General features: G+C 67.3%; 14 protein-coding genes. 8 read left to right on the plus strand and 6 right to left on the minus strand.

What is annotated here, in order from left to right:
* Positions 1-2 precede the first annotated feature (2 nt).
* From nirD to CH278_RS16220, 3 genes are read left to right on the plus strand one after another with little or no spacing between them, the layout of a single operon-like run.
* Positions 3-380: a nitrite reductase small subunit NirD gene (gene nirD, locus CH278_RS16210; protein ID WP_027496542.1), complete on the plus strand. Its 378-nt coding sequence runs from the start codon at positions 3-5 to the stop codon at positions 378-380.
* Positions 381-400: 20 nt separating this feature from the next.
* Complete coding sequence (locus CH278_RS16215) at positions 401-1,582, plus strand: uroporphyrinogen-III synthase (RefSeq protein WP_094622502.1); 1,182 nt, start codon at positions 401-403, stop codon at positions 1,580-1,582.
* Positions 1,579-2,313, plus strand: a complete 735-nt coding sequence (locus tag CH278_RS16220) for a sirohydrochlorin chelatase (protein WP_080729270.1) — start codon at positions 1,579-1,581, stop codon at positions 2,311-2,313. The genes CH278_RS16215 and CH278_RS16220 overlap by 4 nt, the downstream gene beginning before the upstream one ends.
* Here CH278_RS16220 and CH278_RS16225 read toward each other — a convergent pair.
* From CH278_RS16225 to CH278_RS16240, 4 genes are read right to left on the minus strand one after another with little or no spacing between them, the layout of a single operon-like run.
* On the minus strand, positions 2,270-4,051 hold the full coding sequence (locus tag CH278_RS16225; protein WP_256991858.1) for an NTP transferase domain-containing protein: 1,782 nt from the start codon (positions 4,049-4,051) through the stop codon (positions 2,270-2,272). The two genes, CH278_RS16220 and CH278_RS16225, sit on opposite strands and share 44 nt — an antisense overlap.
* 13 nt (positions 4,052-4,064) lie before the next feature.
* Positions 4,065-4,511: a PaaI family thioesterase gene (locus tag CH278_RS16230; protein ID WP_228139195.1), complete on the minus strand. Its 447-nt coding sequence runs from the start codon at positions 4,509-4,511 to the stop codon at positions 4,065-4,067.
* Complete coding sequence (locus tag CH278_RS16235; RefSeq protein ID WP_027496546.1) at positions 4,508-4,849, minus strand: MGMT family protein; 342 nt, start codon at positions 4,847-4,849, stop codon at positions 4,508-4,510. The genes CH278_RS16230 and CH278_RS16235 overlap by 4 nt, the downstream gene beginning before the upstream one ends.
* A complete protein-coding gene (locus tag CH278_RS16240; protein WP_032370927.1) occupies positions 4,850-5,626 on the minus strand; it encodes an alpha/beta hydrolase in 777 nt (258 codons plus the stop codon). It abuts the gene before it with no gap.
* A gap of 111 nt (positions 5,627-5,737) precedes the next feature.
* Here CH278_RS16240 and CH278_RS16245 point away from each other — a divergent pair, with 111 nt between their 5' ends.
* Both CH278_RS16245 and CH278_RS16250 read left to right on the plus strand, forming a co-directional pair.
* On the plus strand, positions 5,738-9,064 hold the full coding sequence (locus tag CH278_RS16245; RefSeq protein WP_094622386.1) for an ATP-dependent helicase: 3,327 nt from the start codon (positions 5,738-5,740) through the stop codon (positions 9,062-9,064).
* On the plus strand, positions 9,061-12,468 hold the full coding sequence (locus CH278_RS16250) for an ATP-dependent helicase (RefSeq protein ID WP_094622387.1): 3,408 nt from the start codon (positions 9,061-9,063) through the stop codon (positions 12,466-12,468). Before CH278_RS16245 ends, CH278_RS16250 begins: the two co-directional genes overlap by 4 nt.
* Here the strand turns inward: CH278_RS16250 and CH278_RS16255 are convergent.
* Entirely contained in the window at positions 12,431-12,817 is a 387-nt protein-coding gene (locus CH278_RS16255) for a DoxX family protein (protein ID WP_094622503.1), read from the minus strand. The genes CH278_RS16250 and CH278_RS16255 overlap by 38 nt on opposite strands.
* A 139-nt stretch (positions 12,818-12,956) precedes the next feature.
* On the opposite strand from CH278_RS16255, the gene CH278_RS16260 reads away from it, so the two are divergent.
* Both CH278_RS16260 and nudC read left to right on the plus strand, forming a co-directional pair.
* A complete protein-coding gene (locus tag CH278_RS16260; protein WP_027496550.1) occupies positions 12,957-14,024 on the plus strand; it encodes a potassium channel family protein in 1,068 nt (355 codons plus the stop codon).
* 23 nt (positions 14,025-14,047) lie between these two features.
* Positions 14,048-14,950: an NAD(+) diphosphatase gene (nudC, locus tag CH278_RS16265; protein WP_094622504.1), complete on the plus strand. Its 903-nt coding sequence runs from the start codon at positions 14,048-14,050 to the stop codon at positions 14,948-14,950.
* A gap of 7 nt (positions 14,951-14,957) precedes the next feature.
* Here the strand turns inward: nudC and CH278_RS16270 are convergent, their stop codons facing one another.
* Positions 14,958-15,227 carry a mycoredoxin gene (locus CH278_RS16270; protein ID WP_032366324.1) on the minus strand — a complete coding sequence of 90 codons (270 nt, stop codon included), beginning with the start codon at positions 15,225-15,227 and terminating at the stop codon, positions 14,958-14,960.
* 112 nt (positions 15,228-15,339) lie between these two features.
* On the opposite strand from CH278_RS16270, the gene CH278_RS16275 reads away from it, so the two are divergent.
* Positions 15,340-17,454, plus strand: a complete 2,115-nt coding sequence (locus CH278_RS16275) for an ATP-dependent DNA helicase UvrD2 (protein WP_094622388.1) — start codon at positions 15,340-15,342, stop codon at positions 17,452-17,454.
* The last annotated feature ends 71 nt before the right edge of the window (positions 17,455-17,525 follow it).

Consider the following 17,525-nt stretch of genomic DNA (forward strand, 5'->3'; position numbering starts at 1 on the left):
CCATGACTGTCATCGATTCACATACTTCGGTACCGAACGATCTTTCGCGAGACTGGACCCCGGCCTGCACCCTCGACGCTCTCATCCCGGGTCGCGGGGTGGCGGTGTTGCTGCGCGGCGGCACCCAGGCGGCACTGTTCTTGCTCGACGACGGACGACTGTTCGCGGTCGGCAACATCGATCCCTACGGCCGCGCTGCAGTGATGTCACGTGGTCTGGTCGGCGACCGCGGCGGCGAGCCCACCGTCGCGTCTCCGCTGCTCAAGCAGGTCTTCTCTCTCGTCGACGGACGTTGCCTCGACGATGCGGAGGTCTCGCTCGGCTCGTTCGAGGTCGCCACGGTCGAGGGTGTCGTGCTCGTCCGCGGCGGATCTACGTGACCGAAAATGCCGGGGCGGACATGCCTCTGGCCGGGTTCACCGTCGGGGTGACGGCGTCGCGTCGCGCCGAGGAGTTCGCGACTTTGCTCGAGCGGCGTGGGGCCAGTGTGATGCACGCGCCTGCGATCAGGATCATCCCGCTCGCCGACGACGCAGAGTTGGAACGCGTCACCGCGGCGATCATCGCTGCACCACCCGAGATCACCGTCGCCACCACCGGAATCGGTTTTCGCGGCTGGATCGAGGCCGCCGACGGCTGGGGGCGAGCCGAGGAACTCGGTCGTGCCCTGGGTGCGTCGCGACTGTTGGCGCGTGGTCCCAAGGCCACCGGTGCCATTCGAGCGGCGGATCTACGTGAAGAATGGTCGCCTGCCTCCGAGTCGTCCGCCGAAGTGCTCGAACATCTGCTCGCCGAGGGTGTCGAGGGCAAGCGCATAGCGGTCCAACTGCACGGCGCGACCACCGAATGGGAGCCGGTTCCGGATTTCTGCGAGGTATTGCGCTGCGCCGGAGCCGAAGTGGTGCCGGTGCCCGTGTATCGCTGGACGGCGCCCGACGATCAGAGTCCGATGGATCGCATGATCGAATCGGTCGTCGTCGGTGATCTCGACGCCATCAGCTTCACCTCGGCACCGGCGGTCGCGTCGATGCTGATGCGTGCCGACGAGAACGGCGTACTCGAGCCTCTGCTGCAGTCGATGCGTACGCGGGTGCTTCCGGTGTGCGTGGGGCCGGTCACCGCAGCCCCGCTCGAAGAGCTGTCGGTTGCCACCACTGCGCCTGCGCGTGCGCGCCTCGGCGCGCTCGCCCGTCACATCGCCGAGGAGCTGCCCAGGAGAACCGGTCGCCTGCACGCAGGCGGGCATGTGGTCAGTGTTCGGGGACGGTGTGTGGTGGTCGACGGGGAGGTGCGGCCCGTGTCCCCGGCCGGGATGGCGCTGATGAAGACGCTGAGTCGTAATCCGGGGCGCGTGGTCTCCCGTGAAGACCTGTTGGCCTCGTTGCCCGGAGGGGGTGGCGATACCCACGCGGTGGAGACCGCCATGACCCGACTCCGTTCCTCACTGGGGGCACCCAAGGCGATCCAGACCGTGGTCAAACGCGGCTACCGTATCGCGTTGGACTATATCGAGACCGAATCCGACTGCGATACACACGAACCCGCGGGGGCTGTTTCCGTGAGCGAGGGGAGTAAGTACTGATGGAACCCACCTTGGTGTTGGTCGCACACGGCACTCGAAACCCGCGCGGTGTGGAGATGGTCGCCGCGCTCGCCGACGCCGTCTCGAAGCAGATCGGTACTACGCGTGTCGCCTTCGTCGACGTGCTGGGACCGTCCCCGTCCGAGGTACTGCGCGACACTCCGGAATCGGCGGTCGTCGTTCCGGCATTTCTGGCATCGGGTTATCACGTCCACACCGACGTGCCGCGCGAGATCACGGACAGTGCGCACTCGTCGGTCGCCGTCACCCGTGCCCTCGGGCCCGACCCGGTGCTCGCACGAGTGATGGTCGATCGGCTCCGGGACGCCGGCTGGCGAGCCGGCCAGAGCATCGTGCTCGCGGCCGCAGGATCGTCCGATCCTCGTGCGTTGCAGGAACATCGGATCGCGGCAGCCATGCTCGCGGACGCGGCTCGGACGCCGGTGAAGATCGGATACGTGGCCACCAGTACGCCGACCGTCGCGCAGGCGGTGTCCGGGCTGCGGGAAGCCGGGCACGATCGAGTGTTCGTGGCGAGCTATCTGCTGGCTCGTGGGCTCTTCCACAATCGGTTGGCCGACGTGGGAGCCGACGGCGTCGGTGCGCCGCTCGGGGTGCATCCGGCCATCGTCGATCTCGTCGTCGAGCGGTACCACGAGGGTGTTCGGCTGCTGGCCGGTTCGGAATTCAGTACGGCAACGGAAGAATTGTCACCGGCTCGTCGTCGCTGACGTCGGCGGGTATCACGGCGAGCGCATCACGGCCGACGAGGTGCGCCAGATGAGCTGTCCGGACCTTGACGTCGGCTCGCCAGCGGGTACCGTCGGCCACCACGGGAACGATTCGAGGGATCGGGGCTCGAACCTCGGATGCATTGGACAACAACCCCGTTCGCGGTGAACGCGGAATGCGAGCGGTGAGCGCGTCGACGATCGCCGGTGCGGTCAGCAGCGCCGTGCTCACTGCCGCGAGCGGATTGCCGGGGAGGCCGAGGACAACCGTACCGTCGGGCAGGGTCGCGGTGATCTGGGATCCGCCGGGACGCACGCGCACTCGCCCGACCACGGTTTCGGCACCGAGGGCGGCGAGCGTGGAGCGTAGCTGATCGGCGGCACCTCCTCCGGTGGCTCCGACCACGACCACGAGGTCGATGTTCTCGGTACTTCCCAAGAGGTCGGCGAACGCGGTCGCCGTGTCGTCGAGCAGCAGTGCGTCCACGACGGCGATTCCACAGTGCGCCAGATACTCCGGCAGCGCCGATCCGAGTACATCCCTGGTCTCCCCGGGTGCCAGCGGACCCGATACCCGAATCTCGTTTCCGCTGATGACAATTCGTGCGCGAACCGGTCCCCGCACATCGAGTTCGGTCACCTCCGCGCTCGCGGCGAGTGACCGAACAGCAGTGTCGATTGCGGTACCCGAGGCAACCAACTCCGTTCCGGGAAGCCAGTCCTCGCCGCGGCGACGCGTGTCATCGGTCGACGTCGCCGTCGGTGCGCGTTCCACCACGCCGGCCGGTGTCGTGACCGCGTGTTCGTCGCGAACGACCGCAGTGGCACCGGGAGGAAGCGCTGCGCCGGTCGCGATGCGTACTGCGCTGCCGTCGGCGAGTCGGGCGATGCCGGACGTCCCGGCGTAGGCGATATCGGGCCTCAGCGTCCACGGAGGGGGTCCGCTCACGGCAAATCCGTCCATCGCGGAGATGTCGACCGCAGGCAGTGCCGTTGCCGCCACCAACGGTTGCGCGAGCACGGTCCCAGCCGTGTCCTGCAACGGAATTCGATGAACCTGGAGGGCGGCTACTCGCTGTCGAATTCGTTCGTGCGCGGCGTCGATGTCGAGTACGTCCTCCGATCTCGACGAGGCTGCTGCGCGCGCGGCGACCAGATCGGCAGGGGTGTCGCAGTCCTCGATATCGGCAACCGTGACGACGCGGTGCTCGTTCGGTACGAGTGCGCGCATCGGGGCACCCTCTACGGTATCGAGCGCCGCCACCGCCGAGCGCAGCGCGCTGTAGCGCCAGACTCCGAGCAGGAACTGGGTGCGACCGGTGGCGTCGGCCGCGAACACTGCGTCGGTCTCGACTCGGTGGAACTGATCGATCAGTGACTGCACCGCAGAAGCATTCAGCAGCGGTATGTCCGACGCTACGACTGCCACCAGATCGGCTGTCCCGTCGAGTGTTTCGAGTCCGGCGGCCAGAGCTGCCACCGGGCCGCCGCCGGCGGGGAACTCTCGGGTCTGCACAACCGAACCCGGTACTGCGTCGCGTGTGGGGCCCACCAGTACCGTTCGGCGACAGTCCGAGACGGCCGCCACTGCAATGTCGACCAGTCGTCGTCCGCCGACGGTGAGCGCGGGCTTGTCGACCTCTGCCGATGGCGAGCCGGCAAGGCCTGCCATTCGCGATCCGCGACCACCCGCGAGCACGATGGCGTCGCAGATCGGCTCGGTCGACGAGCCGCTCACCGGTGCGATCCCATCACGTCGGCAGCGGCACGTTCTGCAGTCGAACCTGGCCGCGCGCGATGGTCTTACCGCTGTCGGTCGCGGTGATCGTGACCAGCCAGAGTTGCTGAACGCGGCCCTGCTGCAACGGTTCCGCGAGAACATCCACCCGTCCGCCTTTGCTGGCGCGCAGGAAATCGGTTCCGTTGTGCACTCCGACCGCGAACTCGCCGCGATCCTTGACCGCCTCACTCGCACCGATGCTCGCGGCGCTTTCCACAGCGCTGGTATAGACCCCACCGTGTACGACGCCCCAGGGCGTGAAATGTTCCTCGGTCAACTCGATGTGCCCCGCTACCCGCGTGCCCGAGACCTCGTCGATCACCAGGCCGGCCGCTGCGACGAAAGTGCTCGCCTTGGACAGGGCGAACTTCGCCGTAGGGCGTGGATCGAACTGCCCGAGCCGATCTCCGATGTTCATCCTTCGAGATTAGTGGTCGACGTCGGAGGCTGGGGGAGCGCCCCGAAGTCGAAGCGAACGGACTTCAGCGACACTCGCCCGTCGCGGATCTCGACACCTTCACCGCGCAGCGTCTCGAGTTGTCTCGTCGCCAGATGCGCCGCAGGCTTTCCGCTTGCACCCAGGACACGGTGCCACGGCAGATCGGCGGAGTCGGTCCGCATGATCCACCCGACGATGCGGGGGCTGGACAGGTCGGCCGCCGCCGCGATGTCCCCGTAGGTGGCAACGGAACCGACGGGAATCGACGCGACCAACGCGCGTACCCGCTCCACCTGCGCCTCGGTGATCGGAGCCATCTACAGCAGGGATCGCACCAGCTCGGCCACGTCGGCCGGCTTGGCCTGGCCGACCATGTGATCGCAGTCGAGTTCGACGGTGCGCAGGTTCTCGCCGAGCTTGTCTCGGAGCGCGGACACGAATTCTTCGGTCACATAAGGAGGTTCGACGCGCATGGCCCGCACCACGATGGTCGGGACGCTCTCGGCGGGCACCACGATCGGACGAGCGAGCTCGCCCCACGTCGCAACGATGGCCGGAATCGACATTCGCCACGCGACCTTCCCGCCGTCGGCAGGGACCAGGTGATCGGCGACCTCACGGTCGAGCAACTCGGTGGGCACGTCGGCCCAAGCCCCGTGAATCTTCTCCGAACGCGCCTCGTCGGCGTCGGTGTAATCGGGGGACTTCGCAGTGGCCTCGGCGACCTCGAGCAGCTCCTCCGGCGGCAAGGCAATCGCAGGATCGAGCAGCACCAGCGCGCGCACCACCTCCGGGAACCGCTGTGCGAGATGCACGGCCAACGCGCCGCCGTACGAATGTCCGAGCACCACGACCGGACCGCGCGCATGGGCGTCGAGCACGGCCTTCAGTGCGGTGACCTGAGCGTCGATGTCCCACGGTGGAACGGACGGAGAACGGCCGTGGCCGATCAGATCGGGAGCCAGGATGCGGGCCTCGGGCAGGTGATTCTCGGCGAGGTCCCACCAACGGGCACCGTGGCCGGTCACACCGTGAACGGCGAGGATTTCGGGACCGTCTGCGGGTCCGAACGTATGCAGATTCAACTCGGGCACGTGAACCACTATGCCGCATCGAAGGCCCCGGTTTCGAAAGGGACGGGTCGGCTGCCGCCCCCGGGCCGCCGGATCGGGGCACGGCCCTTCGTGTCGGTGGGGCGTGATTGCATGTCCCGCATGAGCACGGACGGCAGACACGGCGCGACGGTCACCCTCGTCCGTGCACCCAGGGTGGCGCAGCCGCCCCGCCGGTGGACCGATTCCGCTGCCCGGTTGCTGGCGTGGACTCCCGATTCGGCGGCGGAGGCGGCTCAGGGCGCTCCTCGATGGAACCCCTGGCAGGTGCTCGGCGGGCCCGGCTCGGGAAAGACAGCGCTCGTGGCGGACTACGCAGTCTCCCGAATCGTGTCCGGCGATCCGGAATCGGTCCTGGTGCTCACTCAGTCGAAGCGCGCGTCCATCACGCTCCGCGAGCAGATCACCGCCGGTCTGTTCAGCGGCGATCACGCGCTGCGCGCCACGCGCGAACCGCTGGTACGTACGGTGCACTCCTATGCGTTCGCGGTACTCAGGTTGCAGGCCTCCCTCTACGGCAATCCGCCTCCTCGACTGCTGACCGGTGCCGAGCAGGACGCGGTGGTCCGCGAGATGCTGCGGGGCGACATCGAGGACGGCGCAACCGACTGGCCGGATCGATTGCGCCCGGCTCTCGGTACCGCAGGATTCGTCACCGCGGTGCGAGACATGATGCTCCGATCCGCAGAACGCGGAATCGGACCCGAGGATCTGGTCAAGCTGGGCCGCACGCACGGCAGACCCGAATGGATCGCCGTCGGCAAATTCGCGGCTCGATACGAACAAGCCATGTTGCTGCGCGGCGCAGTCGGCGTCGAAGCCGCAGGGGCCACGGCACCGGGCCTCGACGCGGCCGAGCTCATCGGCAGCGCACTGATGGCGTTCGCCACCGACCCGGATCTGCTGCGCAGTGAGCGCGCCCGCATCCGGCATCTCGTCGTCGACGATGCGCAGCACCTCGATCCGCAAGCTGCGCAGCTGATTCGGTTGATCGGCACCGATACCGAATCGACCGTGATCGCCGGGGACCCCGATCAATCCGTCTTCACGTTCCGTGGAGCGGATCCCACGTTCGTGGCCGATCTGCTCGATGCGGACTCGCCTCGACGGGTGGTCCTGACGCGGAACTTTCGATCGGTGCCTGCAGTGGCGGAACTGACCGACATCGTGGCGGGGCGACTGCCCGGGCTCGGTCGGCACCGCAGTCCCGAGCCGGTGGCCACGGCTCGGTTCGGCGAGCCGGAGGCCCGGGTACACGTCGTGTCTTCGCCTGCCAAGGAAGCCGCGATCATCTCCGACGCCATGCGACGCGCGCACCTGATCGACGGAATGCCCTGGTCCGAGATGGCGATCGTCGTGCGGTCGGTCCCGCGTACCGTCGCGCCGCTGCGTCGCGCTCTGCACGCGGCCGGTGTCCCCATGATCACCCCGGCTTCGGAGTTGCCGTTGCATCGCCAGCACGGAGCGGTTGGCTTGCTGCTGGTGCTGCGGGCGATCTCCGACCCGTCGTTCGACGGAGAAGATGCGCTGGCTCTGCTGTCCGGCCCGATCGGGGGTGCCGATCCGGTAGGTCTGCGGCGGCTGCGCCGAGGTGTCCGCAGACTCGAACTGGCCTCGGGCGGCGAGCGCGATTCGGCCGAACTGCTCAGAGTCGTTCTCACCGGCGAGACGCGAGAGAAGTTCGGGTGGATCACTGGTCTGTCGGACGTGGAAGCGGCACCGCTGCGACGAGCACTGAGCGTCGTTCGTAAGGCGCGAGCGGTGGCTCGGGAGGGCCGCGGAGTCGAGGACGTGCTGTGGGCTGCGTGGCAGGCGTCCGGACTCGAGCGGCGTTGGGCCGCCGCGTCCGCGTGGGGTGGGTCCGCGGGTGCTCAGGCCGATCGAGACCTCGACGCGGTGGTCGCACTCTTCGACGCCGCGGCGGCCTACGTCGACAGGCTGCCGCGCGCGCAGCTGGGCGGATTCCTCGATTACATTGCGCAGCAACAGATTCCTACCTCGAGCTCGAATCGTTCGACTGCGCCGGCCGATGCGGTGACGCTGCTCAGCGCGCACTCGGCAGCCGGTCGCGAATGGGAACTGGTGGCGGTCGCCGGGGTTCAGGAGGGGCTGTGGCCGGGTCTGCGAGCGCGCGGCAGCCTCCTCGGAACCGACACGCTCGTCGATCTGGTGTCCGGCAAGGTCGACGCGGCTGCGGCCCTCGACGGACGACTGTCGAAAGCTGCACCGCTACTCGCCGAGGAACGCAAGCTCTTCCTCGTGGCGTGCAGTCGCGCGCGCTCCACTCTGCTCGTCACCGCCGTGGACTCGAGCACGGGCGATACCGATCTGGTCCGCTCCCGATTCGTCGACGAACTCCGGGGAGTCGACGGCGACGCAGATCCCGTCCCGCTGCCCGAAGGTTCCGAGCCGCCGACCCCGCACCGGGTGTTGGCATTACCGATGTTGGTCGCCGAGCTTCGCGGGGTCGTCTGTGATCCCGTTGTCGCCGAACATGATCCGGACAAGCGAGCGCGCGCCGCGCGGCACCTGGCCACACTCGCCGAGGCCGGCGTCCGAGGCGCACATCCCGACGAGTGGTTCGGAATTGCGGGCCTCAGCACCAGCGAGCCCCTGTGGCACCTCGGCGATGGGCCGGTCCCGCTCTCGCCATCGACGGTGGAACAGCTCACCACGTGCCCGCTGCGCTGGATGCTCGAACGTCACGGAGGAAACGACGGCACCAACACTCACGCCGTCACCGGAACCCTCGTGCACACTCTGGTGCAGGCGGTGGCAGGCCGGATTCCACCGGACCAGCTCAGGCGGTCACTCGAGACGGCGTGGGATGCAGTCGATCTCGGATCACAGTGGTTCTCGCGTCACGAGCTCGATCGAACCGGGGCGATGCTCGACACGTTCGAGAATTGGCTGCAGGGCACCCGAGGCGAGCTCACCGAGGCGGGCGTCGAGGTACAGGTCGACGGCATTCTGGCCGCCCGATCCGAGGACGAGCCTGCGGTCGCCCTGCGCGGCCGGATCGATCGGCTCGAACACGATCCGGACGGCCGCCCGGTCGTCATCGACGTCAAGACGGCCAAAACGGTGATGTCCAAGGAAGACGCGCGCAATCACCATCAATTGGCTACGTATCAGGTCGCCGCTGCCGCGGGCGCAATCGAGGGAGAGCCCGCGGGCGAACCCGGGGGTGCCCGGTTGGTGTTCGTGGCCAAACCGCACAACAAGGACGGCGCAACGCAGCGGATCCAGGAGGTGCCGACACCGGAGAAACTCGAGGAATGGCGAGACACCGTCCACCGGGCGGCCTCGGCGACGCAGGGTCCCGTCTTCGAAGCCAGAGTCAACGACGGGTGCAGACATTGCCCCGTCAAATCCAGTTGCCCGGCCCACGAGACAGGACGGCAGGTGACCGAGCAGTGACCGCCTCGGCGACGCGCAGCGCAACCGTGCGGGTCTCACCCGTCGAACTGTCCCGCGCCCTCGGGCAGAAGCACCCACCCACCGACGAGCAGGCGGCGGTGATCGCCGCCCCACCCGGTCCGACGCTCGTCGTGGCAGGCGCAGGGGCTGGGAAGACCGAGACGATGGCCGCGCGAGTGGTGTGGATGGTGGCCAACGGGTTCGTCGATCCGGATCAGGTACTCGGACTGACCTTCACCCGCAAGGCTGCGCAGCAACTGACGTCCCGAATCCGCGCTCGGCTGGCGCGGCTCGCCGGGTCGGATCTGGTGCGCGCGCTGGATCCGAGTCTGGCACTGCGCGAACGGATTCTCGCCGCCGAGCCGGAGGTGAGCACCTACCACTCGTATGCCGGGCGACTGCTCACCGAGCACGGCCTGTTGCTGCCCATCGAGCCCTCCGCGACGCTGCTGTCGGAGACCGAACTGTGGCAGCTCGCGCATCGTGTGGTCAGCACGTGGGACGGCGATCTCGACACCGACCGAAATCCCACGTCGGTGACCGAGGCGGTACTCGCCCTCTCCGGTCAGCTGGCCGAGCATCTGGTGGACCCCGACCAGCTGCGCGAGGCGCACGTGGAACTCGAGAAATTGGTGCACACACTCGGCCCCGGTCCGCGTCAACGTGGTGGGCCGACCAAGGAGCTGCTCAACATCCTCGATGCCCAACATCAACGAATCACGTTGCTGCCGTTGGTGGAACGACTCGCGCAGACGCTTCGGCACGAAGGGGCACTGGATTTCGGTTCGCAGATGTCGATGGCGGCGCGGGTCGCGGCCGAACATCGCGAAGTGGGAATCGCAGAGCGGCAACGCTTTCGGCTCGTTCTGCTCGACGAATACCAGGACACCGGTCATGCCCAGCGGGTGCTGCTGTCCTCACTGTTCGGATCCGGTAGCGATGCCACCCTGGCGCTGACAGCCGTGGGCGATCCGATGCAGTCGATCTACGGGTGGCGAGGGGCGTCGGCGGCGAACCTGCCGCGGTTCGCCACCGATTTCCCGCAGGCGGACGGCAGTCCGGCACCGCGGCTCGAACTCCTCACCAGCTGGCGCAACCCGCCCGAGGCACTCGCTCTCGCCAATCTGATCACCGACCCCCTGCGCCGCGTCGGTGTACCGGTGCCGACCCTGCGGGCCCGGCCGGGCGCGGTGCCCGGCGATGTACGGCTGGCCGTCACCGACACCGTCCTCGACGAACGGGAATGGATCGCCGACCGAATAGCCGAGCACTACCGCGACGCCCTCGAACTGGACCGGCCTCCGCCCAGTGCCGCGGTACTCGTGCGGCGCAACGCCGATGCCGAGCCGATCGCCGAGGTGCTGCGTAGCCGTGGCCTACCCGTCGAGGTGGTCGGGCTCGGCGGATTGCTGCATGTGCCGGAGGTCGCCGACATCACCGCGATGCTGCGTCTGGTGGCCGATCCGACTGCGGGCAGCTCGGCCATGCGTATCCTCACGGGCTCCCGATGGCAGATCGGGGCCGCCGATCTGCGGGCGCTCGCTCAGCGCGCCAAGGAGCTCGAGATTCGGGGCGGCTACGGCACCGCGGGCCGTGTCGACGACCCACAGGCGCTCGACGCCGCGCTCGGAAGTGCCCTGCCGGGGGAACAGTCGGAGCAGGCCGGTCTGGCCGACGCCATCGCCGATCCAGGTTCGGCCGAACGATATTCGGAGGCCGGGCACCGACGCATCACTGCGCTCGCCGGAGAACTACATCTGTTGCGCGACCGTATCGGGCAGCCGCTGACGGAACTGGTCGCCGACATCGAACGCATCATGGGCATCGGCGTCGAAGCGCAGGCGCGGACACCGTTCGGTGTGGATGGGGCAGTCGGGCGCGAGCATCTCGACGAATTCGCCCATGTGGTGGCCGATTACGCCGACAACCCAACGGCCACGGTCACCGGATTCCTGTCGTTCCTCGCGGCGGCAGAGACTGTCGAGGACGGGTTGGCTCCGGGCGAGGTCGAGGTAGCCCCGCATCGAGTACAGGTGCTGACGGTGCATTCGGCGAAGGGCCTCGAATGGGAGGTCGTGGCCGTACCGCACGTGGCGACCGGAGTGTTCCCGTCCTCGAACGCCTCGTCGACCTGGCTCGGGGCGATGGCCGAACTGCCGCCGTCCCTGCGCGGCGACCGCGCTCTCGACGGTGAGGGTTCCGAGGGGGTACCGGTACTCGAGCTCGAGGACCTCTACAACCGAAAGGACCTCGAGGACGCCGTCAAGCTGCACAAGGATGCGCTCGCTCGGCGTCGGCTCGCGGAGGACCGTCGACTGTTCTACGTTGCACTCACCAGAACCGAACGGGTGCTGCTGGTCTCGGCGCATCAGTGGGACGAGACGTCCACGAAGCCTCGTGGCCCGTCCGAGTTTCTCGACGAGCTCCACCGGTACACCTCGACGGCCGAGGACGCCGTCGCGGTGGTCGAGCAGTGGGCACCGGCCCCCGAAGCCGGAGCCGTCAACCCGTTGGGGGCCGAGCCGCATACGGCATCCTGGCCGCGAGATCCGCTCGGGCCGCGGCGAGGCGCGATCGAGAGTGGTGCGGCCGAAGTCCTGCGGGCCTTGGCCGACAGGGCCGGCTCCCACCATGATTCGGACGAAGACGAGGACGAGGACGAGCCGGAGAAGTGGGGCTTCGACGTCCGGACCTTGCTGGCCGAGCGCTCGGCGCGGGCCGTTGCCGGGGTCGATGTCGCACTACCCGAAAACCTGTCGGTGACTCAGCTGGTCGACTTGGCGGCAGATCCGGATGCGCTCGCCTCGCGACTGCGCCGGCCACTTCCGTTTCCCCCGAATCCGTTGGCGCGCCGGGGAACAGCGTTTCACGCGTGGATCGAGCGCCGGTTCGGCGCGACCCGACTGCTCGATCTCGACGAACTGCCGGGCTCCGCCGATACCGGTGCTTCTGCCGATGTGGACCTGGACACTCTTCAGCGGGCGTTCGAGGCCTCCGATTGGGCTCTGCGCAGCCCGGTGGAGGTAGAGGTGCCGTTCGAGACATCGGTGGCAGGAACGGTGCTGCGCGGTCGGATCGACGCGGTGTTCGCCGACCCGGACGGCGGCTGGACCGTCGTCGACTGGAAGACCGGAGCCGAGCCGTCGGCGTCCGAGCAACAGGCGGTGGCGATGCAGCTGGCGGCGTACCGGCTGGCGTGGGCGGAGCTGATGTCCGTCGGTCGTGCCGAGCCGGTACCGCTCGATCGCGTCCGTGCAGCGTTTCACTACGTCCGCAGCGGCCGTACCATCTCGCCCGAAAATCTGCCTGACGCAACAGCTTTGGCGGCGTTGCTCGAAGGTCGACCCGTCGTGGACGACATCGACACTACGGTGCCAGTCGACGAGCTTTCAGAGCCTCGGTGACCAGTGGGATCTGCAGGGGGAGACGAGCGATCATGGCGGCCTTCAAGGCCGGTGACGTCTTGGAGCTGCGTACGTACTTCCATGCGAGGTTGATGTTGGCGGGGAAGACCGCGACGAACAGGCCCGCTGCCAACGCACCGCCCACTCGACGGGTGCGGGGTGCGGCCAACGTGGCAGCCGCAGCGAGCTCGGCTACTCCCGATACCTGGGTGTACGTCCGCGCCGAACCTGGCAGGGCGGTCGGTACCTGCGCATCGAAGAATTGGGGAGTGACGAAATGGAGTACTCCGGCGCCGGCGAGCAATCCCGCGAGACGCAGCGCTGCGGCCTGACTCGGTCTCTGTGTCATGCACACACCGTGCCACACGGTGCTGCATCCGCCCATCCGGTCCGCTCGAAGCGGTCGGTTGTCGACGCGGAAGCGCGGCATGGGGTTACGCTGCGTGCCGTGAATGATCTCGACTTCGGTGAGCACCTCGGTGGGCGACGTGGGAGGTAGGTTGCGCACGCGCCTGGGGGACAGCGGCGCGTTGACCGACAAGCCCGATTTCGCGCTGGTAGGTGTGCTGCGGGTTCCGGAAATCGAATCCAGCCCGTGGAGCGCGATCTACAAGCGGGTTCTGATGGCGTTGGGAATCCTCTTTCTCGCGGCGTTCGTCGTCTACCTCGATCGCGACGGCTACAGCGACAATCAGAACGGCGAGCTGTCGTTCCTCGACGCGTTCTATTACGCGACGGTGTCGCTGTCGACCACCGGATACGGTGACATCGCGCCGATGAGTCCGTCTGCGCGGCTGGTCAACATTCTGGTCATCACCCCCTTACGAGTCCTGTTCCTCATTCTGTTGGTCGGCACCACGCTGTCGGTTCTCACCGAGCGGTCTCGACAGGCATTCAAAATTCAGCGATGGAGACGCAGCGTGCGCAATCACACCGTGGTCATCGGTTTCGGTACCAAGGGCCGAACCGCAGTCGACGCGATGCTCGGCGATGGAGTGTCGGCCTCGGACATCGTCGTGGTCGACACCGACCAGACCGTGCTCGACGCGGCCTCGGCGATGGGTCTGGTCACCGTCCACGGCTCGGCCACCAAGTCCGATGTGCTTCGGCTCACGGGCGCTCAACATGCCGCGGCCATCATCGTGGCGACCAATCGCGACGACACGGCGGTCCTGGTGACGCTGACGGCCAGAGAAATCGCTCCGAAGGCCAAGATCGTCGCGGCGATCCGAGAGGCCGAGAACACGCACCTGGTGCGCCAATCCGGCGCGGACTCGGTGGTCGTCTCGTCCGAAACTGCGGGTCGGCTGCTCGGAATTGCCACGTCCACACCGTCCGTCGTGGAGATGATCGAGGATCTTCTCACCCCGGAGGCAGGCTTCGCCGTCGCAGAGCGAGAGGTGGAGCGGGACGAGGTGGGCGGTTCACCGCGTCACCTGGCCGACATCGTGTTGGGAGTGGTTCGGGGCGGCAAGCTGTTCCGGGTCGGATCACCCGAGGTCGACGCGATCGAGGCAACCGACCGACTGCTGTACATCCGTCGCGTGGCCGACTGAGCAGGCCCAGTAGGGTCGTGAGCGTGCCGAATTTTCAGCTCGTCCATCCACCTCGACTGTCTCGATCACCGCTCGACCGGGCCGAGGAATTGCGCCGCGACACAGCGGCACTGGCCGCCGGTTGGTCCACGGCTCGCATACTCGACGTGGACGGTCGCGGCAGATTCGCAGTGGACGACGGTGGTCTGGTCTTCGTCGACGCCGCAGACGTGGCCACGGAACCGACCGAGGACGTGGTCTTCCTCGGGATTCATGAAGATCGTCACCTGTGGACCCGGCGCGTAGAACTCGTCCAGGGCACGTTGGGAGATCTGCGCACCGACGGTGAGCGCCTCGACAGTGTGTCGCTGTCGATGGTCACCGGGGCTCTGGCCATCCTCAATTGGCACGCCAGTGCGCGGTTCAGCTCGCTCGACGGCGCTCCGTCCGTTCCGTCGGCTGCAGGCTGGTCGCGGACCAGCACGTCCTCGGGTCACGAAGAGTTTCCGCGCACCGATCCTGCGGTGATCTGCCTGGTTCACGACGGCGCGAGTCGAGTGCTGTTGGCGCGCGCACCGATGTGGCCCGAACGTCGGTTCTCGGTGTTGGCCGGATTCGTCGAGGCCGGCGAGTCGCTGGAGACCTGCGTCGCGCGGGAGATCAAGGAAGAAGTGGGGCTGGACGTGTCCGGCATCGAATATCTCGGCAGTCAGCCGTGGCCGTTTCCGCGCTCGGTGATGATCGGCTTCTCGGCCGTCGCCGACCCGGATCAGCCGCTCGCATTTCAGGACGGCGAGATCGCCGAGGCGCACTGGTTCGAGCGGACCGAGGTCGTCGCCGCCCTCGAACTGGGCGACTGGGGATCGGAGTCGACGTCTCGATTGCTGCTTCCCGGATCCATCTCGATCGCTCGCGGGATGCTGGAGGCGTGGGCAGCGACGACCTGACGCTCGATCAGAGCGACAGAGCGCGCTTGACCTCGGCGAGACTGGGGTTGGTTGCCGTCGATCCGTCCGCGAACTGCACGGTGGGCACGATGTGGTTTCCGTTGTTGACGCTGCCGACGAACTCGGCGGACTCGGGGTTCTGCTCGATGTCGATCTCGGAGTAGGCGATTCCCGCCTCGTCGAGCTGAGTCTTGAGCCGGCGGCAGTACCCGCACCAGGTGGTGGAGTAGACGGTCAGCGCGGCCGGGGTCTGTGGGGTGTTCTCGGTAGTGGTCACGGAGACAGTCAACAGCAGGGCGCAGGTGATTGTTCCGTGACGGCGGCCTCGGCGAGTCTCGGCGGCGTCGGGCCCGGACATCGCTGTCGGTAGGCACTGACACAATGGACCCATGGCTGACGACGCGATGACTGCCGGTCTCGATCCGGAGCAATCCGCGGCAGTGCTGGCTCCTCGTGGTCCGGTCTGTGTGCTCGCCGGGGCCGGAACGGGCAAGACTCGCACGATCACTCGACGCATCGCGCATCTCGTGTCCGCGGGGCACGTGTCCTCCGGCCAGGTGTTGGCGGTCACCTTCACCGCGCGGGCGGCCGGTGAGATGCGCGGCCGTCTTCGAGAACTCGGCGTCGGGGGAGAGGGACCTCCGGTGCAGGCTCGTACCTTCCACGCTGCCGCGATGCGCCAGCTCAAATATTTCTGGCCACAGGTCGTCGGCGACACCGGGTGGCAGTTGCTCGACCGTAAGTTCACCGTGGTCTCGCAGGCAGCGAACCGGGCCGGCGTCTCCACGTCCACCGACGCCATCCGCGACCTCGCGGGCGAGATCGAGTGGGCGAAAGGCTCGTTGATCGCCCCCGAGGACTACCCGCGCATAGCGGCGAGCAACCGACGCGACGTGCCCATGGACGCAGCCAAGGTCGCTGCGGTGTACGCGGGATACGAAGAACTCAAATCTCGCGGCGGCGACGGCATGTTGCTCGACTTCGACGATCTGCTGTTGCACACCGCCGCGGCGCTCGAAGAGCACTCCTCGGTGGCCGACGAATTCCGCGAACGCTATCGCTGCTTCGTCGTCGACGAGTATCAGGACGTGACGCCGCTCCAACAGCGGGTTCTCGACGCCTGGGTGGGCGATCGTGACGACCTCACCGTCGTCGGTGATGCGAATCAGACGATCTACTCGTTCACCGGAGCGTCCCCTCGCTACCTGCTCGACTTCTCTCGCAAGTATCCCGAGGCCACGGTTGTCCGTCTCGAACGTGACTACCGATCGACACCGGAGGTCGTGTCGTTGGCCAATCGCGTGATCGGTGCCGCGCGGGGTCGCATTGCGGGCACTCGGCTGCAGCTGATCGGTCAGCGTGATTCCGGTCCGGAGCCGGAGTTCTTCGAGTACGACGACGAGCCCGCCGAAGCGGACGGAGTGGCACGCGCGGTGAAGAGGTTGATCTCGAAAGGCGTCGAGCCTGCCGAGATCGCAATTCTGTACCGCATCAATGCGCAGTCCGAGGCGCACGAGCAGGCCCTGACCGAGCTGAAGATTCCCTATCAGGTTCGCGGCGGCGAGGGTTTCTTCACTCGACCCGAAGTGCGGCAGGGAGTCAATGCACTGCGCCAGGCTGCTGGCCGAGACGATCTACCCGACGGTTCTCGTGCCGGGGACGGCCTGACCGGTCTGGTTCGGGCCGTGCTGGCTCCTCTGGGGTTGACCGCTACCGAGCCGACCGGTGCGCAGGCGCGGGAGAAGTGGGCCTCCCTGGGAGGTCTCGTGCAACTCACCGAGGAATTGCTGGTGCACGACCCCGAACTGACCCTCGACTCACTTCTCGGTGAACTCGCGGCTCGCGCCGAGGCGCGACATCCACCGACGGTGCAGGGCGTGACGCTGGCCTCGCTGCATGCGGCGAAGGGGCTCGAGTGGGATGCAGTGTTCATCGTCGGGCTTGCCGACGGAACGCTGCCGATATCTCACGCGATCGGCAACGATCCCAGTGCGAACAACGAGGCCGCCGTCGAGGAAGAGCGTCGCCTTCTCTACGTGGGTGTCACCCGGGCGCGGGTCCACCTGCACCTGTCGTGGGCCCTGGCCCGTAACGAGGGTGGGCGCAAGTCGCGTCGCCGCTCCCGATTCCTCGTCGGATTGGTGCCCGAGGATTCGCCCGCGTCGCGCATCGCGGCACCCGCGGCCAAGAGGTCGGGGCCCAAGTGCAGAATCTGTGGTAAGCCGTTGATCGGCACGTCGGCCACGATGCTCGGACGATGCGATAGCTGCCCGTCCAACGTGGACATCGCCCTGCTCGACGCGTTGAAGTCGTGGCGCCTGGACAAGTCTCGTGAACTCAAGGTGCCCGCATACGTCGTGTTCAGTGACAACACGTTGACTGCTATCGCCGAACAGCAACCGCAGGACGAGCGTGGGCTCGTTGCGATACCGGGAATCGGGGCCAAGAAGCTCGAGCGCTTCGGCGAGGACGTGCTCACGGTGGTGCGGTCCTCCGTCCGGTAACCGTCCGTCGAACAGTTGCCGTAAAACTGCTGGTCAAAAATAACTTGTGCAGATCTCGGCGGGGGGCTTAG

The organism is Rhodococcus sp. 05-2254-5, assembly GCF_002258575.1.
In the GTDB taxonomy this organism is placed as follows: Bacteria; Actinomycetota; Actinomycetes; order Mycobacteriales; family Mycobacteriaceae; genus Rhodococcoides; species Rhodococcoides fascians.

What these genes read in the sequence shown, in the direction of transcription:
- CH278_RS16235 (WP_027496546.1), bottom strand. Translation starts at nt 4,849, where the DNA reads ATGGCTCCGATCACCGAGGCGCAGGTGGAGCGGGTACGCGCGTTGGTC.
- CH278_RS16230 (WP_228139195.1), bottom strand. Translation starts at nt 4,511, where the DNA reads ATGAACATCGGAGATCGGCTCGGGCAGTTCGATCCACGCCCTACGGCG.
- CH278_RS16275 (WP_094622388.1), top strand. Translation starts at nt 15,340, where the DNA reads ATGGCTGACGACGCGATGACTGCCGGTCTCGATCCGGAGCAATCCGCG.
- CH278_RS16255 (WP_094622503.1), bottom strand. Translation starts at nt 12,817, where the DNA reads ATGACACAGAGACCGAGTCAGGCCGCAGCGCTGCGTCTCGCGGGATTG.
- CH278_RS16215 (WP_094622502.1), top strand. Translation starts at nt 401, where the DNA reads ATGCCTCTGGCCGGGTTCACCGTCGGGGTGACGGCGTCGCGTCGCGCC.
- nirD (WP_027496542.1), top strand. Translation starts at nt 3, where the DNA reads ATGACTGTCATCGATTCACATACTTCGGTACCGAACGATCTTTCGCGA.
- CH278_RS16245 (WP_094622386.1), top strand. Translation starts at nt 5,738, where the DNA reads ATGTCCCGCATGAGCACGGACGGCAGACACGGCGCGACGGTCACCCTC.